The sequence below is a fragment of the Tateyamaria armeniaca genome (genome assembly GCF_045797845.1).
Taxonomy (GTDB): Bacteria; Pseudomonadota; Alphaproteobacteria; order Rhodobacterales; family Rhodobacteraceae; genus Tateyamaria; species Tateyamaria armeniaca.
This window is the reverse complement of record NZ_JBHDIY010000002.1, coordinates 3,567,388-3,587,103: the sequence shown is the minus strand read 5'-3', so window position 1 is coordinate 3,587,103 and position 19,716 is coordinate 3,567,388. Positions and strand designations below refer to the sequence as shown.

At 59.9% G+C, this 19,716-nt stretch carries 18 protein-coding genes; 4 read left to right on the top strand and 14 right to left on the bottom strand.

The window, feature by feature from the left end:
• Positions 1 to 26: 26 nt before the first annotated feature.
• Complete coding sequence (locus ACERZ8_RS18230) at positions 27 to 1,607, bottom strand: ABC transporter substrate-binding protein (RefSeq protein ID WP_407593576.1); 1,581 nt, start codon at positions 1,605 to 1,607, stop codon at positions 27 to 29.
• Between the two features lie 35 nt (positions 1,608 to 1,642).
• A complete protein-coding gene (locus tag ACERZ8_RS18225; RefSeq protein WP_407593575.1) occupies positions 1,643 to 2,539 on the bottom strand; it encodes a MurR/RpiR family transcriptional regulator in 897 nt (298 codons plus the stop codon).
• Between the two features lie 182 nt (positions 2,540 to 2,721).
• Here ACERZ8_RS18225 and ACERZ8_RS18220 point away from each other — a divergent pair, with 182 nt between their 5' ends.
• The 3 genes from ACERZ8_RS18220 (at position 2,722) to htpG (ending at position 5,851) form a co-directional block, all read left to right on the top strand.
• Positions 2,722 to 2,931: an FAD-dependent oxidoreductase gene (locus ACERZ8_RS18220; RefSeq protein WP_407594312.1), complete on the top strand. Its 210-nt coding sequence runs from the start codon at positions 2,722 to 2,724 to the stop codon at positions 2,929 to 2,931.
• Entirely contained in the window at positions 2,856 to 3,809 is a 954-nt protein-coding gene (locus ACERZ8_RS18215) for an NAD(P)/FAD-dependent oxidoreductase (RefSeq protein ID WP_407593574.1), read from the top strand. The genes ACERZ8_RS18220 and ACERZ8_RS18215 overlap by 76 nt, the downstream gene beginning before the upstream one ends.
• A 176-nt stretch (positions 3,810 to 3,985) precedes the next feature.
• On the top strand, positions 3,986 to 5,851 hold the full coding sequence (htpG, locus tag ACERZ8_RS18210) for a molecular chaperone HtpG (protein WP_407593573.1): 1,866 nt from the start codon (positions 3,986 to 3,988) through the stop codon (positions 5,849 to 5,851).
• A gap of 116 nt (positions 5,852 to 5,967) precedes the next feature.
• Here htpG and ACERZ8_RS18205 read toward each other — a convergent pair whose 3' ends face one another.
• From ACERZ8_RS18205 to ACERZ8_RS18165, 9 genes are read right to left on the bottom strand one after another with little or no spacing between them, the layout of a single operon-like run.
• Positions 5,968 to 6,861, bottom strand: coding sequence for a polysaccharide deacetylase family protein (locus ACERZ8_RS18205; protein ID WP_407593572.1), 894 nt, complete (start codon positions 6,859 to 6,861; stop codon positions 5,968 to 5,970).
• A complete protein-coding gene (locus ACERZ8_RS18200; protein ID WP_407593571.1) occupies positions 6,858 to 8,240 on the bottom strand; it encodes an aminotransferase class III-fold pyridoxal phosphate-dependent enzyme in 1,383 nt (460 codons plus the stop codon). The genes ACERZ8_RS18205 and ACERZ8_RS18200 overlap by 4 nt, the downstream gene beginning before the upstream one ends.
• Positions 8,237 to 8,938: an SDR family NAD(P)-dependent oxidoreductase gene (locus ACERZ8_RS18195; RefSeq protein WP_407593570.1), complete on the bottom strand. Its 702-nt coding sequence runs from the start codon at positions 8,936 to 8,938 to the stop codon at positions 8,237 to 8,239. Before ACERZ8_RS18195 ends, ACERZ8_RS18200 begins: the two co-directional genes overlap by 4 nt.
• Entirely contained in the window at positions 8,938 to 9,720 is a 783-nt protein-coding gene (locus ACERZ8_RS18190) for an SDR family oxidoreductase (protein WP_407593569.1), read from the bottom strand. Before ACERZ8_RS18190 ends, ACERZ8_RS18195 begins: the two co-directional genes overlap by 1 nt.
• On the bottom strand, positions 9,711 to 10,664 hold the full coding sequence (locus ACERZ8_RS18185; RefSeq protein WP_407593568.1) for a dihydrodipicolinate synthase family protein: 954 nt from the start codon (positions 10,662 to 10,664) through the stop codon (positions 9,711 to 9,713). Before ACERZ8_RS18185 ends, ACERZ8_RS18190 begins: the two co-directional genes overlap by 10 nt.
• Positions 10,661 to 11,794 (bottom strand): ABC transporter ATP-binding protein, encoded by a 1,134-nt coding sequence (locus tag ACERZ8_RS18180; protein WP_407593567.1) that lies wholly within the window; start codon positions 11,792 to 11,794, stop codon positions 10,661 to 10,663. Before ACERZ8_RS18180 ends, ACERZ8_RS18185 begins: the two co-directional genes overlap by 4 nt.
• Before the next feature lie 2 nt (positions 11,795 to 11,796).
• Positions 11,797 to 12,618 carry a carbohydrate ABC transporter permease gene (locus ACERZ8_RS18175; protein ID WP_407593566.1) on the bottom strand — a complete coding sequence of 274 codons (822 nt, stop codon included), beginning with the start codon at positions 12,616 to 12,618 and terminating at the stop codon, positions 11,797 to 11,799.
• Positions 12,618 to 13,514, bottom strand: a complete 897-nt coding sequence (locus tag ACERZ8_RS18170) for a carbohydrate ABC transporter permease (protein ID WP_407593565.1) — start codon at positions 13,512 to 13,514, stop codon at positions 12,618 to 12,620. The genes ACERZ8_RS18175 and ACERZ8_RS18170 overlap by 1 nt, the downstream gene beginning before the upstream one ends.
• Before the next feature lie 56 nt (positions 13,515 to 13,570).
• On the bottom strand, positions 13,571 to 14,905 hold the full coding sequence (locus ACERZ8_RS18165; RefSeq protein WP_407593564.1) for an ABC transporter substrate-binding protein: 1,335 nt from the start codon (positions 14,903 to 14,905) through the stop codon (positions 13,571 to 13,573).
• 214 nt (positions 14,906 to 15,119) lie between these two features.
• Between ACERZ8_RS18165 and ACERZ8_RS18160 the strand changes: the two genes are divergently transcribed.
• Positions 15,120 to 15,968: an IclR family transcriptional regulator domain-containing protein gene (locus tag ACERZ8_RS18160; RefSeq protein WP_407593563.1), complete on the top strand. Its 849-nt coding sequence runs from the start codon at positions 15,120 to 15,122 to the stop codon at positions 15,966 to 15,968.
• 3 nt (positions 15,969 to 15,971) lie between these two features.
• Here ACERZ8_RS18160 and ACERZ8_RS18155 read toward each other — a convergent pair whose 3' ends face one another.
• Genes ACERZ8_RS18155 through ACERZ8_RS18145 form a run of 3 tightly spaced genes read right to left on the bottom strand, consistent with a single transcriptional unit; the run spans position 15,972 to position 19,691 of the window.
• Positions 15,972 to 17,096, bottom strand: a complete 1,125-nt coding sequence (locus ACERZ8_RS18155; protein WP_407593562.1) for an NAD(P)/FAD-dependent oxidoreductase — start codon at positions 17,094 to 17,096, stop codon at positions 15,972 to 15,974.
• Complete coding sequence (locus tag ACERZ8_RS18150) at positions 17,083 to 18,750, bottom strand: FAD-dependent oxidoreductase (RefSeq protein ID WP_407593561.1); 1,668 nt, start codon at positions 18,748 to 18,750, stop codon at positions 17,083 to 17,085. Before ACERZ8_RS18150 ends, ACERZ8_RS18155 begins: the two co-directional genes overlap by 14 nt.
• Positions 18,747 to 19,691 carry a 3-hydroxyacyl-CoA dehydrogenase NAD-binding domain-containing protein gene (locus ACERZ8_RS18145; protein ID WP_407593560.1) on the bottom strand — a complete coding sequence of 315 codons (945 nt, stop codon included), beginning with the start codon at positions 19,689 to 19,691 and terminating at the stop codon, positions 18,747 to 18,749. Before ACERZ8_RS18145 ends, ACERZ8_RS18150 begins: the two co-directional genes overlap by 4 nt.
• Between the last annotated feature and the right edge of the window lie 25 nt (positions 19,692 to 19,716).

Below are 19,716 nucleotides of genomic sequence, written 5' to 3'. Positions count from 1 at the left end.
CCACCTTTCTTCTAGAGTTCAGAGGCTTATTCGGCGACTTGAATGTCCATGAAGGACTGCCCGCGGAACCGAGAGCCGCGCACAGGATCGGGCACGCTGATCGCTTCGGCATTGAACGCGATGTTCTGGGTCGGCTGGTAGATCGGCACAAAGAGGTGCTGGCTCAGAACGTATTCGTGATAGGCGGTGAAGTTCGCGATCCGCTCGGCCGCAGTCGCGCTTTCGGTCATCGCCACGTCGTTCAGGCGCTGGCCTTCCGCGTCTTCCCACATCGACACATTGGGATAGCCCAGACGATTGCCACTGAAGAACCAGTCGAGGATGTCCGAGTTGTTCCAGTCATAGGCCCGCACCGCAAGCTGGTGCGCATTGCGGCGGTATTCGTCGCGGATGGTCGAGCTGTCAAAGACGGTGATGGTCGCCTCCATCCCGATCTCGGACAATTGCGCCTGCACAACTTGTGTCAGCCGGGTGAACTCGGTGCTGTTGGCGGTGAAAAGGTCAACCGACAGGCGCTCGCCATCCTTGCTGCGCACGCCATCATCGCCCAGCATCCAGCCCGCTTCGTCAAGCAGTTCGCCCGCGCGGGCCGGGTCATACATGACGTTGAGCGATGGATCGACATCAGCCTCCGGCAGGGAAGAGATCAGGAAGTTGCGCGCAGGCGCTCCGACACCGCCATACACTGCCGCCACAATGGAATCCTGATCGATTGCCATACCAGTGGCCTGACGCACGAGAATATCGTCAAAAGGCGGCGCGGTTACGTTGATCGGCATATAGCTGATCCCGGTGCCGGGCATCTGGATCACCTCGATATTCGCCTCGGCCTCCAGGATTTTCAGGAAATCGGTTGGCACGCCCAACAGCAGGTCAATACCGCCCGTGCGCAGTTCCAGAAAGGCCGTTGACTGGTCGGGAATCTCGCGGAAGGTGAACGTCTCTATATGGCCGGGGCCGGTGTTTTCAGACAGATCGGAACCCCAGGTGTAATCCTCGTTGCGCACAAGAACGGTTTCGAGCCCGATTTCAAAGCTCTGCAACTCATATGGCCCGGTGCCCACCGCCGATGTCACGCCAAAATCCTCGCCCAATGCGGCATAGGCCATGGGGGAAGGGATGCCCATGAACGCGCTGGCGAGGTTGTAAAGCAGGTTCGGCTCGGGGCGATCCATGTTAAAGCGCACGGTCAGATCGTCGATGACGTCGACTGATCCAATGGCCTCTACCAGATATTCGTTTTCGGTGCCCGCGTAGCTTGCGATCCAGGTCTGGACGGCTTCCGCGTTGAACGGTGTGTCATCATGGAACGTGACGCCTTCGAGCAGGCTAAAGGTCCAGGCCATGCCATCGGGCGTTTCTTCCCACGATGTCGCCAGATGCGGGTGATAGGATTGATCGGCATCCTGTTCCACCAACCGGTCATAGATCAGCGATGTGGCGGTGTTGAGGTTGCTTGCCGCTACCGGATTGTAGGCGGTCGCGCCCAGTTCACTGGCAGAAAACGCGATTGTCACGTCCTGCGCCATCGCATTGGACGACAGCAAAAGACTGGCTGCTACGATAGCCGATCCTGTCATAAGTTGGGTCTTGGTCGAATATCGCATGGCAGATTTCCCTAATTTTTTATGTTTTTGCAGACTTAGGTGGTGCGGCGGCCCTCCGCGCGCGGATGGGCAGCGTCGCCGACATGGCCGGTGAAGCGTCCGTAAAGTTGGGCGAATTTGTTCATTCGGGCCTCGACCTCGGGGCCAAGTTCGAGGAACACGCCGTTGACCAGCAGATTGGCCAGGCTGGCCATCTGCGCAGTCGATTCCCAGAACAGGTTGACCGCCGTGGGCACCACGAACATCTCGTCCGATACGGTGTGGCCCCAATCGCAATAGGGGTCGGTAATCAGTGTGACCGGGATGCCTGCGGCCTTGGCGTCTTCGGCCAGCATCTGGGCGTGGCGTGAATAGCGGCGCGCTTCGAAGATCACGAGGGCCGCGTCATCACCGTCCATCGCCAACAGCTCGGCAAAGTTGCCGCTGGCCAGATCCATCAGGTGCACACCTTCGCGAATGTATTGCAATTGATTGACAAAGATCTGCGCCATGCCGCGTTCGGTCTGAAAACCTGCGGCAAACACTTGTTTGGCTGTGGCCAATCGTGTCACGGCGCGCTGCCAGTCCGGTGTGTGTGCGGCCTCGTAGACGGCGACGAGTGCAGCCATTTCCAGCTCAAGCCCGCGCGTCAGCTGATCCTCTCCGGCCCTGGTGCGATCCTGCAGATCGCGCAGCCGGTCACCGATCAGCCACGGCTGATCGCCCATATCGTTCTTGAGGTTTTTCTTGAGGTCCTTGAACCCGTCATAGCCGATGGAGCGGCAAAACCGGCCCACGGTCGGTTCGCTGACCTCGACCTTGGCAGCAAGGCTCGCCGCCGTCTCAAAGGGCAGGGTGCCCATGTCCGACAGCATGTAATTGGCAAGCGCACGATCCGCCTTGGAGGCGGTTTGCAGCGCCTCTGTCAGGCGATCGCGCAAGGGCTTGGACATGAAAGATTCCCGGTCAGTTGAGGCAAGTAAGAAAGAAAACTTACACAGAGTCAATAAAATTAGTTTTTCTTGCAAATCGGAGATATTAAGCGCCCTGTAGTGCATCGGCCCGTCGCGAAGGCGGTGCGCACAGGAAAAGGCCCAATCAACATGATCTATGATTTTCTCGTGATCGGGGGGGCATTTCCGGTGCGTCAGTGGCCTATGAGCTGGCCGATGCAGGCTCGGTTCTTGTTCTGGAGGCCGAGACGTCGCCTGGCTATCACAGCACAGGCCGATCCGCTGCGCTTTTACCCGGAACTACGGCGGCGCTGTCGTGCGCCAGATCAACGCCGCCAGCGCGCCCTTTTTTGCGTCACCCCCGGACGGTTTTTGCGAGACGCCCCTTCTGACCCCGCGCGGCGCATTGACCGTGGCCGATGCGGACAGCGTCGATCAGCTTCCCGCCCTTCTGGCCCTGTCTGAAACCGACGAAGACGTGGTTGAGATCACGACGCAAGAGGCGCTGGCCATGGCCCCTTACCTCAGGCCGGACCGGATCTTTGGCGCGGTGTACGAGGCGAATGTAATGGATATCAACGTCTCTGGCATGCATCAGGGGTATCTCAAAGGCATCCGACAGCGTGGCGGCACCATCACGACTGGAGAGGCCGTGATTAGTCTGGTGCACCAGGCAGGGGTCTGGGAGGTCAAGACCAAACAGCAAACCTACCGCGCGAAAACCATCATCAACGCAGCAGGGGCCTGGGCAGAAGAGATCGGAATCCTCGCCGGGGCACAGCGCATCGGTTTGGTGCCTATGCGCCGCACGGGCATCATCATCGACGCGCCGGACGGGCTGAACCTCGCCGCCAGCCCCGCCGTCGATTTTGCAGCTTCCGGCGCCTATATCAAACCCGATGCGGGCAAGCTGATGGCCTCGCCCGGTGACGCGACACCAACCACAGCGCAAGACGTGCGGCCCGAAGAACTCGACATCGCGCATCTTGCCCATTGGATCGAAACCGAAACGCTGATCCCGGTGCGCCGGATTTCGCATTCTTGGGCTGGCTTGCGCAGTTTCGTGGCGGATGAGGCCCCGGTTGTGGGCTTTGACAGCGACGTTCCAAACTTCCTCTGGCTTGCCGCTCAGGGGGGCTATGGGATCATGATGGCGCCTGCGCTCGCCAAATGTGCAGCAGAGATTGCACTGAAGCGATTGACCAGTCAGGTCAGCTTTGACGTCGAGGCGATTGCGCCGACCCGGCAAAGCATTTCGGTTCCCGAGTAGTCCCCTAGCAATTGCTCAATCACCAGTCGTGGTGCCCTCTGACCGCGAAATCTCGAATTCAACCCTGACAAGGTGGTACTCTATGCGGAAGGCTCCGGGCAAAAGACCAAAGAGTTGAATCCCGCGATGCGGCGTCCTAAATCAGCGCATCGGTTTCAAAACATGAGGTGAGCGTCATGACGGATACTCTTGAGAAAGAAACGTTTTCCTTCCAGACGGAAGTCGGTCAACTGTTGGAGATCGTGGCAGGATCGCTGTACTCCAACCGCGAGGTGTTTCTGCGTGAGCTTGTGTCGAACGCATCGGATGCCTGTGACAAGCTGCGTTATGCGGCCCTGACCGATGCCAGCCTTACGCCGTCGCAGAGTTTCGAGATCAGCCTTGATATCAATTCAAAGGCCAAGACGCTGTCGATATCCGACAACGGGATTGGCATGAATCACGCCGATCTTCTGGAAACCCTGGGCACTATCGCCAAGTCCGGAACCAGCGCATTTATCGAAGCGATCAAGGCGGATGAAAAAGACCAAGTCGGCTTGATCGGTCAGTTTGGTGTCGGCTTTTATTCGGCGTTTATGGTGGCCGCGCAAGTGGATGTGCTGACGCGCAAGGCGGGCGAGACCGAGGCGTGGCTTTGGCAGTCAGACGGAAAGGGCGCCTTCACGATTGCCCCTGCCGAACGGGACACAAACGGAACCACCGTCACTTTGCACCTGAAAAAGGATGCCAAGGAATTCGCAGACCAGGCGCGCATCCGTCACATCATCAAGACCTATTCGGAGCATGTCAGCTTTCCAATCAAACTTGGCGATGACACCCTGAACGCGGCCGAGGCGCTGTGGACGCGCCCGGCCAAGGAGATCACAAAGACGCAGTACACAGAGTTCTATCGCCACGCCTCCCATGCCTATGACGCGCCTTGGCACGTGATCCACAACAAGGTCGAAGGCACGCTCAATCACACGAGTTTGCTTTTCGTGCCATCGGTGCAACCCTTTGATCTTTTTGAACCCGAACGCAAAAGCCACGTGAAGTTGTATGTGAACCGCGTCTATATCACGGACACCACGACAGACCTGATGCCTGCCTACTTGCGCTTTTTGCGCGGCGTGGTGGACAGTCAGGATTTGTCGCTGAACGTGTCGCGCGAGATGCTGCAGACCGACCCGCAGCTTGCCAAGATCAAGACATCGATTTCCAAGAAGGTTTTGAGTGAACTCAAGAAAAAGGCGACCAAAGCGCCGGATGAGTATGCTACCTTCTGGGGCAATTTTGGTGCTGTGCTCAAGGAGGGTCTGGTCGAAGATGCCGCTTTGCGTGATCGCATTCTCGACGTTTGCCGTTTCGCCTCGAGCGGCGCGGACGGTCTGACCAGCCTGAGCGAATACGTGTCGCGCATGAAGACAGGCCAAGAGGCGATATTCTACATCGCGGGCGAGGACGCTGCCAAACTGGCCAAGTCGCCGCATCTGGAAGGGTTCAAAGCCAAGGGCGTCGAAGTGCTGCTTTTGTCAGACCACGTGGACGAATTCTGGCTGCAGCACATCACCGAACATGATGGAAAGCCGCTAAAATCCATCACGCGGGGTGCCGCGGATCTGGATCAGGTTGAAACCGACGAACAGAAAGAAAAAGAGGACAAGGCAGACGAGGCTGACCTTTCCGCACTCATCGCTGCGATAAAGGTGGAGCTTGGCGAAGAGGTCAAGGATGTGCGCCCCTCGAAACGTCTGACCGACAGCCCGGTTTGCCTGATCGCCGACGATGGCGATATGGACGTCAATCTGGAACGCCTGCTCAAGCGCCACGGGCAACTCGCGCAAGGTATGCCGCGTGTGCTTGAACTCAACCCCGGCCATGCGCTGATCACAACGCTGGCAGAGCGTAGCGCCTCAGACGCAGCCAGTGCGGATGACCTGCTGAAAGACGCCGCACATTTGCTGCTGGATCAGGCGCGCATCCTCGAAGGAGAAATCCCAGCCGACCCGTCCGAGTTTGCGCGACGATTGGGCAGTGTCATGGCGCGCGCTTTTTCCGGATAAAGGCGGCGACTGCGCGACAGTGCGGGGTGGCTGATCTGCATGTCAGCCCCGCTTGTCCCCGGCCTCGGATATCCAAACGTGATGATGCGTTGGCTCGGCCATAGTCACGCTCGACATCAGTAGGCGGCGGGATTTGTCACCCATGCCGCCAATTCGGCGTGTGTCGGGAACCAGACATCGCCCTTGGCGCGCGCATGCTCGATAAGCTGATCCAGAATCCAGATGCGCGATCGGTACCCGATCACGAAAGGATGCATGACCAATTGGCACAGCCCGCCTTCGTCATATGCCCCATCAAATTCGCGCCGAAAGATATCAAAGACCGCGTCGGGCGGCGTCCACGGTCGGGTGGCAGGGTTGCGGTTGAACAGTAGGTAGACCGCGTCGTCTCGCACCCAATCCACCGGGATTTCGACAAGCCCGGTCGGGGCACCATACGACAACAGTTCATAGCAACTGTCATCCGCCATCATCGAGCTGTCATAGGCAAAGCCCAGCTTGGCGACGAGGTCGATTGTGTGCGCGCTCAGATCCCAGTTTGCGGCGCGATGTCCAACAGGCTCCTGACCGGTCATGTCGCGGAGTGCGTCGCGGGCGCGCAGCATCAGGTCTTCTTCGACATCGCGGGTCAAAAGGGACGTATTCTCATGTATCCAGCCATGCACACCGATTTCGTGGCCCGCGGCTGTGATCGGCTTCAACGCGTCCGGTGCGATCAACCCTGCCACGGCGGGCACAAAAAAGCTGGCGTTCACATCGTGTCGCGCGAGGGTTTCAAGGATGCGCGGAACGCCGGTACGCCGCCCGAACTCGCCCCACGCCATGCGCCCGATGGCCGCTTGGCCTGTGCCCAGTTCAAAGGTCTCGTGATCGCAATCAAATGACAGTGCGAACGCACATCGTGCACCGCCCGGCCATCGCGCCGGCTTCAGCGGCTTGCCAGCGCGCACACGGTTCACATCCGCGCGCCACTCGGCCTCTGGCGTGTCCCACGGTCTGTCCGGGTTCACGACCCCAGAACTTCGTGCAATGCGTCCCTGAGGGCATCCGCGATGATATCGATTTCGTCACGGGTGATCGACAGCGGCGGGGCAAAGCCCATGATGTCGCCTTCGGGCATGGCCCGCGAGATCACACCACGTCTGAGCATCGCCTCGGCCACTTTGGGGGCCACACTCATGGTCGGAAACAAGGTGCGCGTGGCCGGATTCTTCATCAACTCAACAGCGGCCAAAAGCCCGTCGCCTCGCACTTCGGCAACATTGGGGTGATCGCCAACTGCCTCTTGCAGCCGTTTCTTGAGGTAGGGGCCGTTTTCGCCCGCTTGTGCGACAAGACCCAAGTCATCGATCAGCGTGAGGTTTGCGACACCGGCCGCCGCCGAAACCGGGTGCGCGGAATAGGTCCAGCCGTGGCACAGCACGCCGTGATCATCACTGCCTTCGCTCAGAACATTGAACACGCGGTCCGACAGGATCGATCCGGAAAGAGGGGCGTATGCCGATGTCAGCCCCTTGGCGATCGTCATAAAGTCGGGTTTTAGCCCATAATAAGTCGATCCGAACATCTGCCCCATGCGTCCGAAACCTGTCACGACCTCGTCGGCAATAAGCAGGATGTGATGCCGGTTCAGAACCTCCTGCACGCGCGCCCAGTAACCCTCAGGTGGCGGTATGATGCCGCCGGTGCCCATGATCGGCTCACCGATAAAGGCCGCAATCGTGTCAGGGCCTTCGCGTTCGATCATGGTTTCGAGCGCTGTGATCAAATGATCAAGGTAATCGGCCTCGGACATGTCCATGTCTGGGCGGTGCAGATAGTGCGGGGTTTCTGTGTGCAGGAATCCGGGCAGGGGCAGGTGGAAGCGCGCGTGATACCCTTCAAGCCCCGTCAGCGAGCCCGACACAAGACCGGAGCCGTGATAGCCGCGCCAACGGCTGATGATCTTCTTCTTTTCCGGCTGGCCGCGCAGGATGTGATAGTGCCACGCATATTTGACGTTGCTTTCGTTCGCATCTGACCCCGACAGCCCGAAATAGACCCGTGCCATGTGATCGGGTGCGCGGTCCATCACCATCTTTGCCAGACGGATTGCAGGTTCGTTGCCATGGCCCGCATAGGAATGGAAATAGGCCATTTCATGCGCTTGTTTGGACATGGCATCGGCAATTTCGGTGCGCCCGTACCCTGCATTGACGCAATAGAGCGCTGCAAATCCGTCAAGCATCCGGTTGCCATCGCGGTCGGTGACATAGACGCCGTCGCCACCGGTCATGATGCGGCCCGGTGCATCGCCGCGCGCGTGATTTGCCACATGCGTCGTCGGGTGCATCAGATTGTCCCGATCCCACGCGGCGAGTTCGTCATTGATGTGTTGGTTCAGGCTCATATCAGGGACTCCAGTCGCGTGTTTGCGATGAATTCTGGCACGCTTGCCTGATTTGGCAAAGCGAGGATGAAGGCGACCATAGCGGCGACAGTTTCGGGCGTCAGGCGATCTGCTTTGGGCGTAACACCCGGCAAGTCCGCAATCAGATCGGTGTCAATGGCCCCGGGGCACAGTGCCGTTGCGCGCACCCCATCGTCCCACCCGGCCTGACGCACCGCTTGCGTCATCACCAACAGCGCGTGCTTGGCCATCGAATAGCCGATGGATGTGCCCGCCCGGAACCGTTTGGCATCGGTCGAGGCAATGTTGACGACGCGCCCTGTGCCCGTGGCTTTCAGATGCGGCAGGGCTGCGCGGATCAGGCGAAAAGGGGCTTTGACGTTGATCGCCCAGAGATCGTCGAGGTCATCCTCGCTGCCCTTTTCGAAATCCACCATGCGCAGGATACCCGCGTTGTTGACCAATGCGTCGATCTTGCCGAAACGGTCGGTTGTCGCCTGCACCCAAGCGTCAGCAGTGGCGGGGTCGGTTGCGTCAAAATTACTGACCAGCAGGCGCTCTGCATCGACGTCAAACCGTTCGGCTTGCGTGGCATCGCGCAGTCCCAGCGACAGGGACCAGCCGTCGGCCAAAAGCCTGTCGGCGATGGCAGCACCCAGGCCGCGGCCCGCGCCGGAGACCATCGCGACTTTGGCCATCAGAACAGGCCCTGATAAACGCCGCCGTCATTGACGATGTTCTGGCCCGACATGAACCCGGCCTGCGCAGAGCACAGGAATGCAATCAGATCGCCACATTCCTTGGGGTCAGCAAACCGACCGGCGGGGCAGGTGTCTTTGCGGTCCTGAACAATAGCCTCGTAGGTGGTGTTGCCCCGCTTGGCATGGCCATGCAGATTGGTGTGCAGCGCATCCGTGTCAAAAAGCCCGGGGCAGACCGTGTTGATCGTGACGTTGTGCCCGATCAGATCACGCGTCATCGCAGCCGTGGCCCCTGACAGGGCAAGGCGGGCGGCATGGCTGTGCGCGAACCCGAGTTGCGGAAATTTGATAAAGCTCACTGACATATTGACGATGCGCCCGAATTTACGTGTTTTCATGCCCGGGGCGACGGCCTGAATCATCTCGACCGTGGACAGGAAATGCGCCTCAAGCCAATACCGCCAATCCTCGGGCGTGATCTCTTCCCAAGGGGTCGGAACTTGACGCACACCAGGGTTGGAGACGAGGATATCGACCTCGCCCGCTGCGTCCAGTATGGCGGCGCGCCCGTCTTTTTCGGTGAAATCCGCAGCAACGGTTTTGACCTCGACACCGGTCTCAGCGCGGATTTTGTCAGCGGCTTCGCTCAACGCCTCTTCGCTGCGCGCATTCATCGTCACGTTGACGCCTTCGCCCGCAAGCGAGCGTGCGGTTGCGTATCCAAGGCCGCGACTGGCGGCTGTCACAATGGCACGTTTGCCCTTCAGTCCTAGGTCCATTCGTGCGTTCCTTCGCTCTGTGTATTTTGCGCCGCAGCGGGGGCCGCGGTCAGGTCTTGCAGCGCTGCGATGAGGCTTTCCAGCGGTTCGCCTTCAAGATCACGGTAGGGCGGGCGCATATGGCCGCCCCCCGGCAGATCGAGATGGTTCATCACCGCCTTCGTCGCAGGATAAAGGGTCCGTCCGCCGGTCGTAAACAGTTCGGTCAGCGCGATGCCTGTCTTTTGCAATGCCCACGCCGCATCCATGTCGCCGGATTTCGTCTTGGTCCACAGATCAAGGCAGCCGGGGGCCCAGACATTCGGAAAACAGTCGATCAGCCCATCCGCACCGGCAAGCGTGGCGGGCACGCCAAATATCGAAGAGGGCCCGCAAAACACGCGGATGCGGTCATTGACCCGGTTCAGGGTGGCCTGAAAGTTGTTCCAGTCGCCACTCGATTCCTTGATCGCGACGACCATATCGAGATCGGCAAGTTGATCGGCAAGGTCCGGGCTGATTGCGTTACCGGCATTTCCGGGGATGTTGTACAACACGATGGGCAAGACCGAGCGTTCTGAAATCGCCTTGAAATGAGCCAAAATCTCCGCATCCGTCACGCGGGCAAAATAAGGCGGCATGACCAGCACACCGTCGGCGCCCATATCTTTGGCGGCGGTAATCTGGTCGATGACGTCCTGTTCGCAGATGGCGCCAGTGCCAACGATCACTGGCCCGCGTCCTTTTGAGGCGTCAACTGCGAGTTTGGCCAGTGTGACACGCTCTTCCATCGACAGCGCCCAGAATTCACCTGTGCATCCCGCGACCACCATCCCGGTCGCCCCTGCATCAAAAAGCCGCGACAGGTTGGCAACAAAGGAGCCTTCGTCGATCTGCCTGTCAGATGTGAAAGGTGTGGTGGTTGCGGGCATCGGTCCCGACCAGTCGACAGAGTTACGGTTCACGATGTCGCCTCCTTTGAGGGTGTGCGGTTGGCAGGGGATGCGCCGGTTTTCGGAACGCCGCGGTTGAGGCGTTTTCCGTTTGGACCTTCGGCAAAGAAGTGCGCCTGATGCGCGTCGATGCTGAACTGGACAGGCTCGCCCATGCGCCAGATCTGATCGGGGGCCGTGCGACCGGTCATGCGCAAATCATCATCAAGGCGCACCACTGTGATGTTCTCATGGCCGGTCTGTTCGACCAGTTGGATCGTGCCCTGAATGGGTCCTGATCCGATGGTCAGGCCCTCGGGGCGGATGCCCATGGCCGCGGGACCGGGCCGTGCATCAGAGCCAAGGTCGCCCGCATTAACAGAGAAACCCGGGGCATCGAAAACCCACTGGCCACTTTCCTCGCGCAATGCACCGTCGACGATGTTCATCCCCGGCGTGCCGATGAAACTGGCGACAAACCGGTTCGCCGGTGCGCGATACACCTCTTGGGGCTGGGCAAATTGCTGCAGCTTTCCGCCCTCCATCACGGCGATGCGATCCGACATGGTCATCGCCTCAAGCTGGTCATGAGTCACATAGACCATGGTGCGCCCAAGACGCTGGTGCAGTTCGATCAATTCCGCGCGCATGTATCCGCGCAGCTTTGCGTCCAGATTCGAAAGCGGTTCGTCCAGCAAAAAGACTTTTGGGTCGCGCACCAGTGCCCGGCCAAGGGCCACGCGCTGCTGCTGCCCGCCCGACAGTTCCTTGGGCTTGCGATGCAGAAGGGGGGTCAGTTGCAGCATTTCAGCTGTCTTTGCCACCAACTCCGCACGCTCAGGCTTTGGCACCCGGCGCTTTTTCAGCGGATAGGCGATGTTCTGACCGACGGACATGTGTGGATAAAGCGCGTAGGATTGAAACACCATCGCAATGTCGCGGTCACCGGGTGGCAGATCGTTGACGACACGCTCTCCAATGCGGATTTCACCGGATGTCGGGAATTCCAGACCGGCAAGCATCCGCAATGTCGTTGTCTTGCCGCAACCGGACGGACCGAGCAGCGAGATGAATTCGCCCTGCCCAATGTCGAGGTTCAGATCCTCCACCGCCGTGAAGGTTCCGAATTTCTTGTTCACGTTGGTCAAGACCACATCGGCCATGATTATCCTTTCACTCCACCGGCGCCAAAGCCGCGGGTCAGATAGCTTTGCAGGAAGGCGAAGACGATGATGAGAGGCACGCTCATCATGACGGATGCGGCCATCAACAGCGACCATTCGATATTGAAGGACGAGATCAGCATGTTCATCACGCCCGTTGTCAGCGGGCGCGCATCGTCGGAGTTCACCAGTACCAGCGCGTAAAGATATTCGTTCCACGACAGGATGAAGGTAAAGAGCGCCGTGGATATGATGCCGGGCAAGAGCTGCGGCAGGATGATGTCCCAGAAGGCACCGAGACGCGAGGCGCCATCGACCAGTGCCGCGGATTCCAGATCCTCGGGGATGCCCGCCATGAAAGAGCGCAACAGCCACAGCGCATAAGGCAGCGCGAAGGTCGTATAGGCAATGACCAGCGAGGTGATCGTGTTGGACAGCCCAAGCTGCACCAGCATCAGGTAAAGCGGCAGGATCAGCACAACGGACGGCAGCAGGTAGGTGAACAGAACAAGGAACGCCAGAGACTCGCGGCCACGGTAGCGAAAGCGCACAAGGCTGTAAGCGCCAAGGGTCGCGATGGCGACCACCACGAATGTCGTCGTTGTGGACAGGATCACCGAGTTCCAGAAGTAGCCGAGGAAATTGGTGTCGCTCAGCAGCTTCCAGTAATGCTCGAACGTCCATGTCTCGGGCAGGATGGTGGGTGGACGCCGGAACAGTTCAAACTGCGGTTTGACCGACGTGACCAGCATCCAGAACAACGGAAATGCGACCATCAGAACGATGGACCAGGCAAAGAGATTGAAGGCGATTTTGCGTAGCATTACGAGCCCTCCGATCTGGTGCGGCGCATGTAGAGGATCATGAACACCAGCATGATGAGCATCATGATCACCGCATAGGCCGCCGCCATTCCCATCTGATTGAGGGCAAAGGCTTCTTTGTAGACGACAAGCGGCAATGTCTGCGTTGACGTAACAGGCCCGCCGCCTGTGAGCAGGAAGATCAGATCGAATTCCTTGAAGTCCCAGATGGCGCGCAACATGATGATGACCACCAGCACTTCGCGCAGTTGGGGCAGGGTGACGTCGAAAAACCGCGCAATCGGTCCGGCACCGTCAATCCGCGCGGCCTCGTAAAGCTGATCAGGTATGGATTGCAGGCGGGCCAGTACGGCGATGACGACAAAGGGGAAGTATTTCCACGCCCCGACAAGGATGACCGAAATCATCGCGTTGGGCATCGTGCCAAGGTAATCGATCGGAAAATCGATCAACCCCGCGCTGATCATCAGGTGGTTCAGGATGCCGTAAAGATCATTGAACAGCCATTTCCAGACCAGCACCGCAACGACAGTCGAGATGAAATAGGGAAACAGGATCAATGATCGTGCAAGGCTGCGGAACCAGATGTTCTGATGCAGGACAAGCGCCATGCCGACGCCGAAAATGATCTGAAGTGTCAGCGTGCCCACCGTCCAGATCAGGTTGGCCCGAAGGGACGTCCAGAATTCGCCTTTGGCCAGCAGAACACGATAGTTGTCCAAGCCGACCCAAGTGCCTTCAAGGGTCGGCGTGAAGATTTTGAACAGCGACAGATAGATGGCGGACACCAGCGGATAGACGATCACCGCGCAAAACACCAGGACCGTCGGCGCGATCAGAAGAAGACCGAGCCTGGAATACTGGCGCTCCAGAACTGTCTGTTGTTGCTTTGCCATACTCTAGCGCTGTGGGTTGGGCGGCTCGTCGGCAGGCCGCCCAACCCGATACAGCATTAACCGTTCATGATGGCTTCGATGGCTGTTGTGGTCTCACCGATCACCTGATCGGCACTTTCACCATTCAGCACCACGCGCTGCACCATATCCGCGATCACGCCGGACCCGACAACCTCGCCCGCCTTTTCGTTTGAGGGGTGGTTTGCACTTTCATAGCCCAGATTGAATCCGCCAGCGGCGGCCTGAGACATCAGTTCCACCTCGGCTGGGTATTTCTGGATGATCTCGTTGGACTGATAGGCCGGATTTTCGTTGATGGATTTCAGCACCGGCAGCACGTGGCCGGGGGCGGCGTGCAATTGCTGGATATACCCATCCGGGTTGAACAGGGACGCTGCAAAAGCCTTTGCCGCGTCGATGTTTTTGGACTGTTTCGGAATGAAGACGCTGGGGAAATCATTGAATGTCCAGGCCGGAATATCTGCGGACTTCGTCGGGTAGGTCACGCAGGTGACGCTGTCGGCGATGGGTGGGTTTTGCGCATTGACGTTGCCAAGGACGCGGCCTGTGTAAATGCCGGTTGCGGTGGCGCCCGAGACAAAGGCCGTGATCGCTTCACCCCAGCTGTAGTTCGTGGCTCCGGGCGGGCACAACTCGCGCATGGACGCATAGAATTCAAGTGCGTCACGGGTCGCCTGACTGTCGAGCGCGACGTTCAGATCGGTATCAAAAACCTGTCCGCCGGCCTGATGGATCACGCCGACAAAAATCAGCGTGGTCATCGAATTGCGCCCATAGGGCAGGGGCGCGCCATAGATGCCGTTCTTCTGCATGGCCTGACAGGCGCCGCGCAATTCGTCCCATGTTCTGGGGGCGGCAGAAATGCCGGCTTCTTCCATCAAATCCTTGCGCAGCCACAGCATGTTGGCGGCAGAGTTGCCGATGCCGGTGCCGACATAATTGCCGTCAGCCGCTTTGAAGACGTCATTTGCGCCGGGATAGTAGTCGTCGGCCCCCACGGCCTCGATCACATCGTTGAAGGGTTCAACGAGACCGTTGGCATAGTAGGACTGAATGGCGAAAGAGGGCAGGTGGGTGACGATATCTGGCACTTCACCGGATGAGAATGCGGCCGCAAGCTGTGGTGCGTAGCCTTCGTCGGAGGTTGTTTCGAATGCGACTTTGATGCCGGGGTTTGCCGCTTCGAATGCGGCGATCTGCGCCATGTAGGCATCGACCTGGGCTGGCGCGCCCTGCGGCGACCACCAGCGCAAGGTGATGTCCTGCGCCGACGCACGGATTGGCATCGCAGCCACGGCCGTGGCGGCAGCAAAGCCCTGGAGCGCGCCACGTCGCGAAATCCCTTTGCCGATCATTGATGGATTTTTCATTTTGCATCTCCCCTGAGCGTTAATGTTCGCATAGCGCACGTTTGTTCACTAAACACCTGAACCGTTGAGTCGCGCAAGGTGCTTTTTTACGCACCGAGTTTTTGCAATACTCGCTTTATGCGCGTAAGAGCATGCGCGTTTGCTGTGGCGTGCAGTATTCGCCCGTGCTTTGAGGCGGGAACCGAGGAAATCATCAGTAGTGCAGGATCAGACCTTGACCAAAAAGAAGCCCGAAAAACCAATCGCGTCAGCGGGCCTCATGACCGCAGAACCTGACCGTGCTGATGACTCCGAAGCGAGCGGAATGAACCCGCGCGATTATGTCAGCTCGCTTGGTCGCGGGCTTGAGGTGCTGCGTGCCTTCAACCGTACGGGTCGCAAGATGACGCTCAGCCAGGTTGCGGCAGAAACCGGCCACACCCGTGCTGGCGCGCGCCGCATCCTGTTGACGCTTGTGCACGAGGGCTATGCGGTTGCGGATGGCAAGCTTTTTGACCTTACACCGCTGGTTCTGGAATTGGGGCATTCGGTTCTGTCATCCAAAGGTGTGTGGGACGTTGCAAAGCCGTTCATTGATCATTTGTCCGAAGATGTCCGCGAAAGCGTGTCTGCCGCCGTGCTGGACAACCATGATGTGGTTTACGTCTCGGGCGCCCAATACCACCGCGTGATCAGTGTGGGGATTTCAGTTGGCTCTCGTTTTCCGGCCCATTGCACCGCGAACGGGCGCGTGCTGCTTGCCGCACAGCCCAAGGAAAACTGGCCCGCCATGCTGCGCGATATCGAACTGACCAAGCTGACCGAAAAAACGGTGGTGGATCGGGCCGAATTCAAAAAGGTGCTTGAACAGGTGCGCGATCAGGGCTGGTCCATGGTAGATCAGGAACTGGAAATCGGTCTGATGTCTATTTCTGCGCCGGTGAGGACACATTCCGGCGCCCTTGTCGGGGCGATCAACGTCGGCGTGCCCACCTTGCGCATGACGCCTGATGAAATGGTCGCCGAGGTGCTGCCAAAGCTGCAGGCAACAGTCTCCAACATTTCCAGAGCGTTGATCGGTTAAGCCTCAGGCCGAGAATCTGGCCGGACTGTATCGCTCGATCATACTGTGGTCGGGCTGGCCCAGAATGCAGGAGGCAGCCAGCTTGGCGACCAGCGGCCCGAGGGTGTAACCCGCATCGCCGGGCACGGCCATCACCACCTTGTCGCAGCCGGGCAGGGGGCCGATCACCGACGCCCCGTCCATCGTTGTGTTCATGCCTGCCCATGTCCGGATGATGCGCACATGACCAAGTGTCGGCACAAGCCGCGCCGCAAGCGAGACATTTCCCAAAAGCGAAAGCGGGTCGACTGCGGGCACCTGGTGCGCGCCCCGGTCGCAGGCCGACCAGCCCCCGCCGATCACGATCTGGCCGGAATTGAACTGCTTGAGCGTGATCGAGCGTTCGGCATGCTGGACAAGCTGGCTGATCCGCGCCGAACAGGCCTCGGTGATATTCATGTGCAAGGGTTCTGCGACGGACGGGATCATCACGCCAAGACCCTGCACCAGCGCGCCTGCACCCCAAGCTGCGGCCACGACCACACGGTCAGCCCGGTAGGTTTTGTTCTGGCCAATGGCCTCGACCCGGTGGCCGACGGACAGGCTGCAGATGTGATCTTGTTCAAACCGCACACCCAGCGCATCCGCGACGGCGCGCAGCCGCAGGTTGGCCACCAGCGGATTGACCTTGCCCTCGTTCCGGCACAGTTCGGCCCCGACAATCTGTGGCCCTAGCCACGGTGCGATGCGTTCCAGCGCAGGCCGGTCCAGCATTTCGACAGACACGCCCTTTTTAGCCTCGCGCGCGGCCTTTTTTTCAAGAAATGCCAGTTGCGAGTTGTCTTCGGCCAGCATCAGACCGCCTTTGCGCACCAACTCGAACGACCCATAGGCCGCATCTAGGCGCACCCATTCTTCGGCGGCCTCGCAATAAAGCGGCAAGGCGGCTTCGATATCGGGAACCTGATCGGGATAAAGCCGCATGAAACGGCTTTGCATCTGCACATGCAGGCTGCCTGCATTGGCGGTGGAGCCCGCGTTGATCCCTGCATCGACAACAGTGACCTGCGCACCGGCCTGTGCAAGTTCGATGGCTGTGACCTGACCGACGATGCCGCCACCGATGATGAGGATGTCAGTCGGGATCATCCAGCGCCTCCTGCGCTGCAAGGATCGCCGCGATAGAGACGGGTTTGATCGGGACACGCGGTGCAAAGTTGCTCAGGTCATCGATCGCCTTGCCCGTGGCCTGCGATACCAATCGGGTTGCGACGGGGCCGCAATAGCGCCCCTGACAGCGTCCCATCCCGACGCGGGTGGCGCGTTTCAACGTGCCGACATGACCCGGTCTAGTTTCAAGGCCATCCAGAATTTCGCCCAAGGTGATTTCTTCGCAGCGGCAAATGATGGTGTCGCGCGACGCCTTGTCAGGGCCTTTTGGGCTGACGTCATGCATGTGCCAAAGGTGGGATTGAAAGCGGCGGTGGCGGGCAAGGCGGCGCTGCAGGGCGAACAGATCGTAGCCGTCGCCAAAGCCTGCGCGCGCGGCCGCAACGCGCCCTGCAATTGCGCCTTCGACCCGTGCCGCCGGAGCGCCCCCAAGCCCCGCGCAATCCCCGATGGCGAAGATACCCGGCACGCTGGTTTCCATCCCCGCGTCCCTGTCGCACCTGAGGTGCCCAAAGGCCGGATCGTAACGCATCCGTGCCCCCAAAAGCCGCAGGACTTCGTTTTGCGGCTCAAACCCGTTGTTCATGCACACGACGTCGACACCTTCCGTAATCTGCGCACCAGACCCCGTTTTGAACGTGGCGCGCAAGTGTTCGCCTTCGGCGTCCACACGTTGCAGCGTCGTTTGGTGGCGCAGTGGAATGCCAAGTTGTTTCAGATCCCGCATCATGCCCAGTCCCTTGAAGACCAGCCCGGGATCAGCCGCGAGGGCCCCAAAGGCATGCCGGGGAAATCGCCATGGGGGCGGCGCGGCCTCGGCGATCATCACCACCTCGGCACCTCCCCTCGCCAGTTCTAGCGCCACCTGCGCGTTCAGCGGGCCCGACCCACAGACGGCGACGCGTTTGCCCGGCAGCGTCCGGTAACTGCGCCACAACGTCTGGGCAGCGCCGGTCGTCATCACCCCCGGCAGCGTCCACCCGGGCACCATGCAGGGCCGCTCATAGGCACCGGTCGCGACGATGGCTGTCTTGGGCCGCACGATCAGTGCAGCACCCGCACGATCAGCCAGAAAGAGCGGACCGTCGAACGCCCCCCAGATTTCGACCGCGCCAAGGATTTCCGCGCCACTGTCCTGCGCTCGCTTGAGCAGCGCGGCACCTTCGCGTTGCTGGGCATCCAGAGGCACTTGGTCAGCGGACTGTTTATAGTATTGGCCACCCGCAACCTTGCGTTCGTCCAGTACCACGACGCTGGCGCCCGCCTGTCGTGCCGCGATGGCCGCCGAAAGGCCACCCGCACCGCCGCCGATGATGGCGACATCGGGGGTCAAAATGCGCGCGGCGGTGTTTTCTGGTGCGACGGGCGTGTCCTCCAGCACCGGGAATGCGATCTGGGTCTCCAGCGTCTGACCCGGTGTCGCAGGCGTCATGCAGGCGCGCTGGTTTGGCACGCCATCAACTGTGACAAGGCAATCCTGACAGACACCCATGCCGCAAAACATGCCCCGGCTAGCCCCTTTGGCGGTTTCGCGCAGCGCCCGTTTCCCGGCCTCGCTCAATGCGGCGGCCACGGATTGTCCTTTGCGAAACGGAACGGGGTCACCGTCAAAGTGAAAGCTGTCCTGGCTCATATATCGCCCCGCATCAACCGGTCGCGAAACCCAACGAGCTTGGCAACCGCAGTGGTGCGCCAGGCCGCGCGATCCGGAATGGATTGTTCGCCACGTGCCGCCTCTCGCGCCGCCGTGACCTGTGCCACAAGGGCGGCGGACCAATCGACCGTCTCGCCGCGCTGCTCACCCATGCGTTTGTACGCCGGGCCCATCCGGGCCGCATGGGCGGGTATTCCGCCGGGAGTGTTCAGTTCCGACGTCTCAAACGGCCCCGACAAGGCCCATCGGGGACCAAGGCCAAGACGCATGACGCGGTCGATGTCATCCGGCTCTGCGATGCCATCGTCCACCAACCGGTACGCTTCGCGCAGCACCGCGCCTTGCAGGCGGTTCAACAGGAAACCTTCGATTTCGCGGGCAAGGGTGACCGGCTCAAACCCGGCCTCGGCAAACAGGGTCGCGGCGCGATCAGTAACGGCAGGCGATGTGCCGGGTGCCGGGCACAGCTCGATCAGGCGCAGCACCGCGGGTGGGTTGACCGGATGGGCGACCAGACAGCGGCTTTGCCGCGCAGGGTCAGGTACGATCTGCGACATCGCAATGGCGGATGAGGCCGTGACAAGAATGGTTTCAAGCCCGGTTGCGGACAACAGGTGGGCAAAGATGTCCTGCTTGATTTCGAGGTTTTCAGGCCCGCATTCGATCACCAGTGCGGCCTGCTTCAGGGCCGTTTCATCGGCGCCGGTGATCTCAACTGTCCCGCCGCGCCCATTGTCGAGGCCGGCCAATGCAATCCCGTCCTGCTGATGTGTCAGGCCATCCTTGGCAGACTGCTGGTGGTGTGGATCGGGTTCGATCAACGTCACATGCCAGCCGTTGTCCGCCAAGACGGCAGCAAAGGATATACCGATGAAACCCGCGCCCAGGATGGCGACCCGGCTATGTGTCTCGCTGCTCAAACTGAACCTTTCCCTTGCCATGGTG

Bases quoted from the DNA above. Each gene is read 5' to 3' on its own strand.
- ACERZ8_RS18195 (WP_407593570.1), bottom strand. From the start codon at position 8,938: ATGGCCAAAGTCGCGATGGTCTCCGGCGCGGGCCGCGGCCTGGGTGCT.
- ACERZ8_RS18230 (WP_407593576.1), bottom strand. From the start codon at position 1,607: ATGCGATATTCGACCAAGACCCAACTTATGACAGGATCGGCTATCGTA.
- htpG (WP_407593573.1), top strand. From the start codon at position 3,986: ATGACGGATACTCTTGAGAAAGAAACGTTTTCCTTCCAGACGGAAGTC.
- ACERZ8_RS18180 (WP_407593567.1), bottom strand. From the start codon at position 11,794: ATGGCCGATGTGGTCTTGACCAACGTGAACAAGAAATTCGGAACCTTC.
- ACERZ8_RS18150 (WP_407593561.1), bottom strand. From the start codon at position 18,750: ATGAGCCAGGACAGCTTTCACTTTGACGGTGACCCCGTTCCGTTTCGC.
- ACERZ8_RS18175 (WP_407593566.1), bottom strand. From the start codon at position 12,618: ATGCTACGCAAAATCGCCTTCAATCTCTTTGCCTGGTCCATCGTTCTG.
- ACERZ8_RS18190 (WP_407593569.1), bottom strand. From the start codon at position 9,720: ATGGACCTAGGACTGAAGGGCAAACGTGCCATTGTGACAGCCGCCAGT.
- ACERZ8_RS18155 (WP_407593562.1), bottom strand. From the start codon at position 17,096: ATGATCCCGACTGACATCCTCATCATCGGTGGCGGCATCGTCGGTCAG.
- ACERZ8_RS18170 (WP_407593565.1), bottom strand. From the start codon at position 13,514: ATGGCAAAGCAACAACAGACAGTTCTGGAGCGCCAGTATTCCAGGCTC.
- ACERZ8_RS18200 (WP_407593571.1), bottom strand. From the start codon at position 8,240: ATGAGCCTGAACCAACACATCAATGACGAACTCGCCGCGTGGGATCGG.
- ACERZ8_RS18225 (WP_407593575.1), bottom strand. From the start codon at position 2,539: ATGTCCAAGCCCTTGCGCGATCGCCTGACAGAGGCGCTGCAAACCGCC.
- ACERZ8_RS18165 (WP_407593564.1), bottom strand. From the start codon at position 14,905: ATGAAAAATCCATCAATGATCGGCAAAGGGATTTCGCGACGTGGCGCG.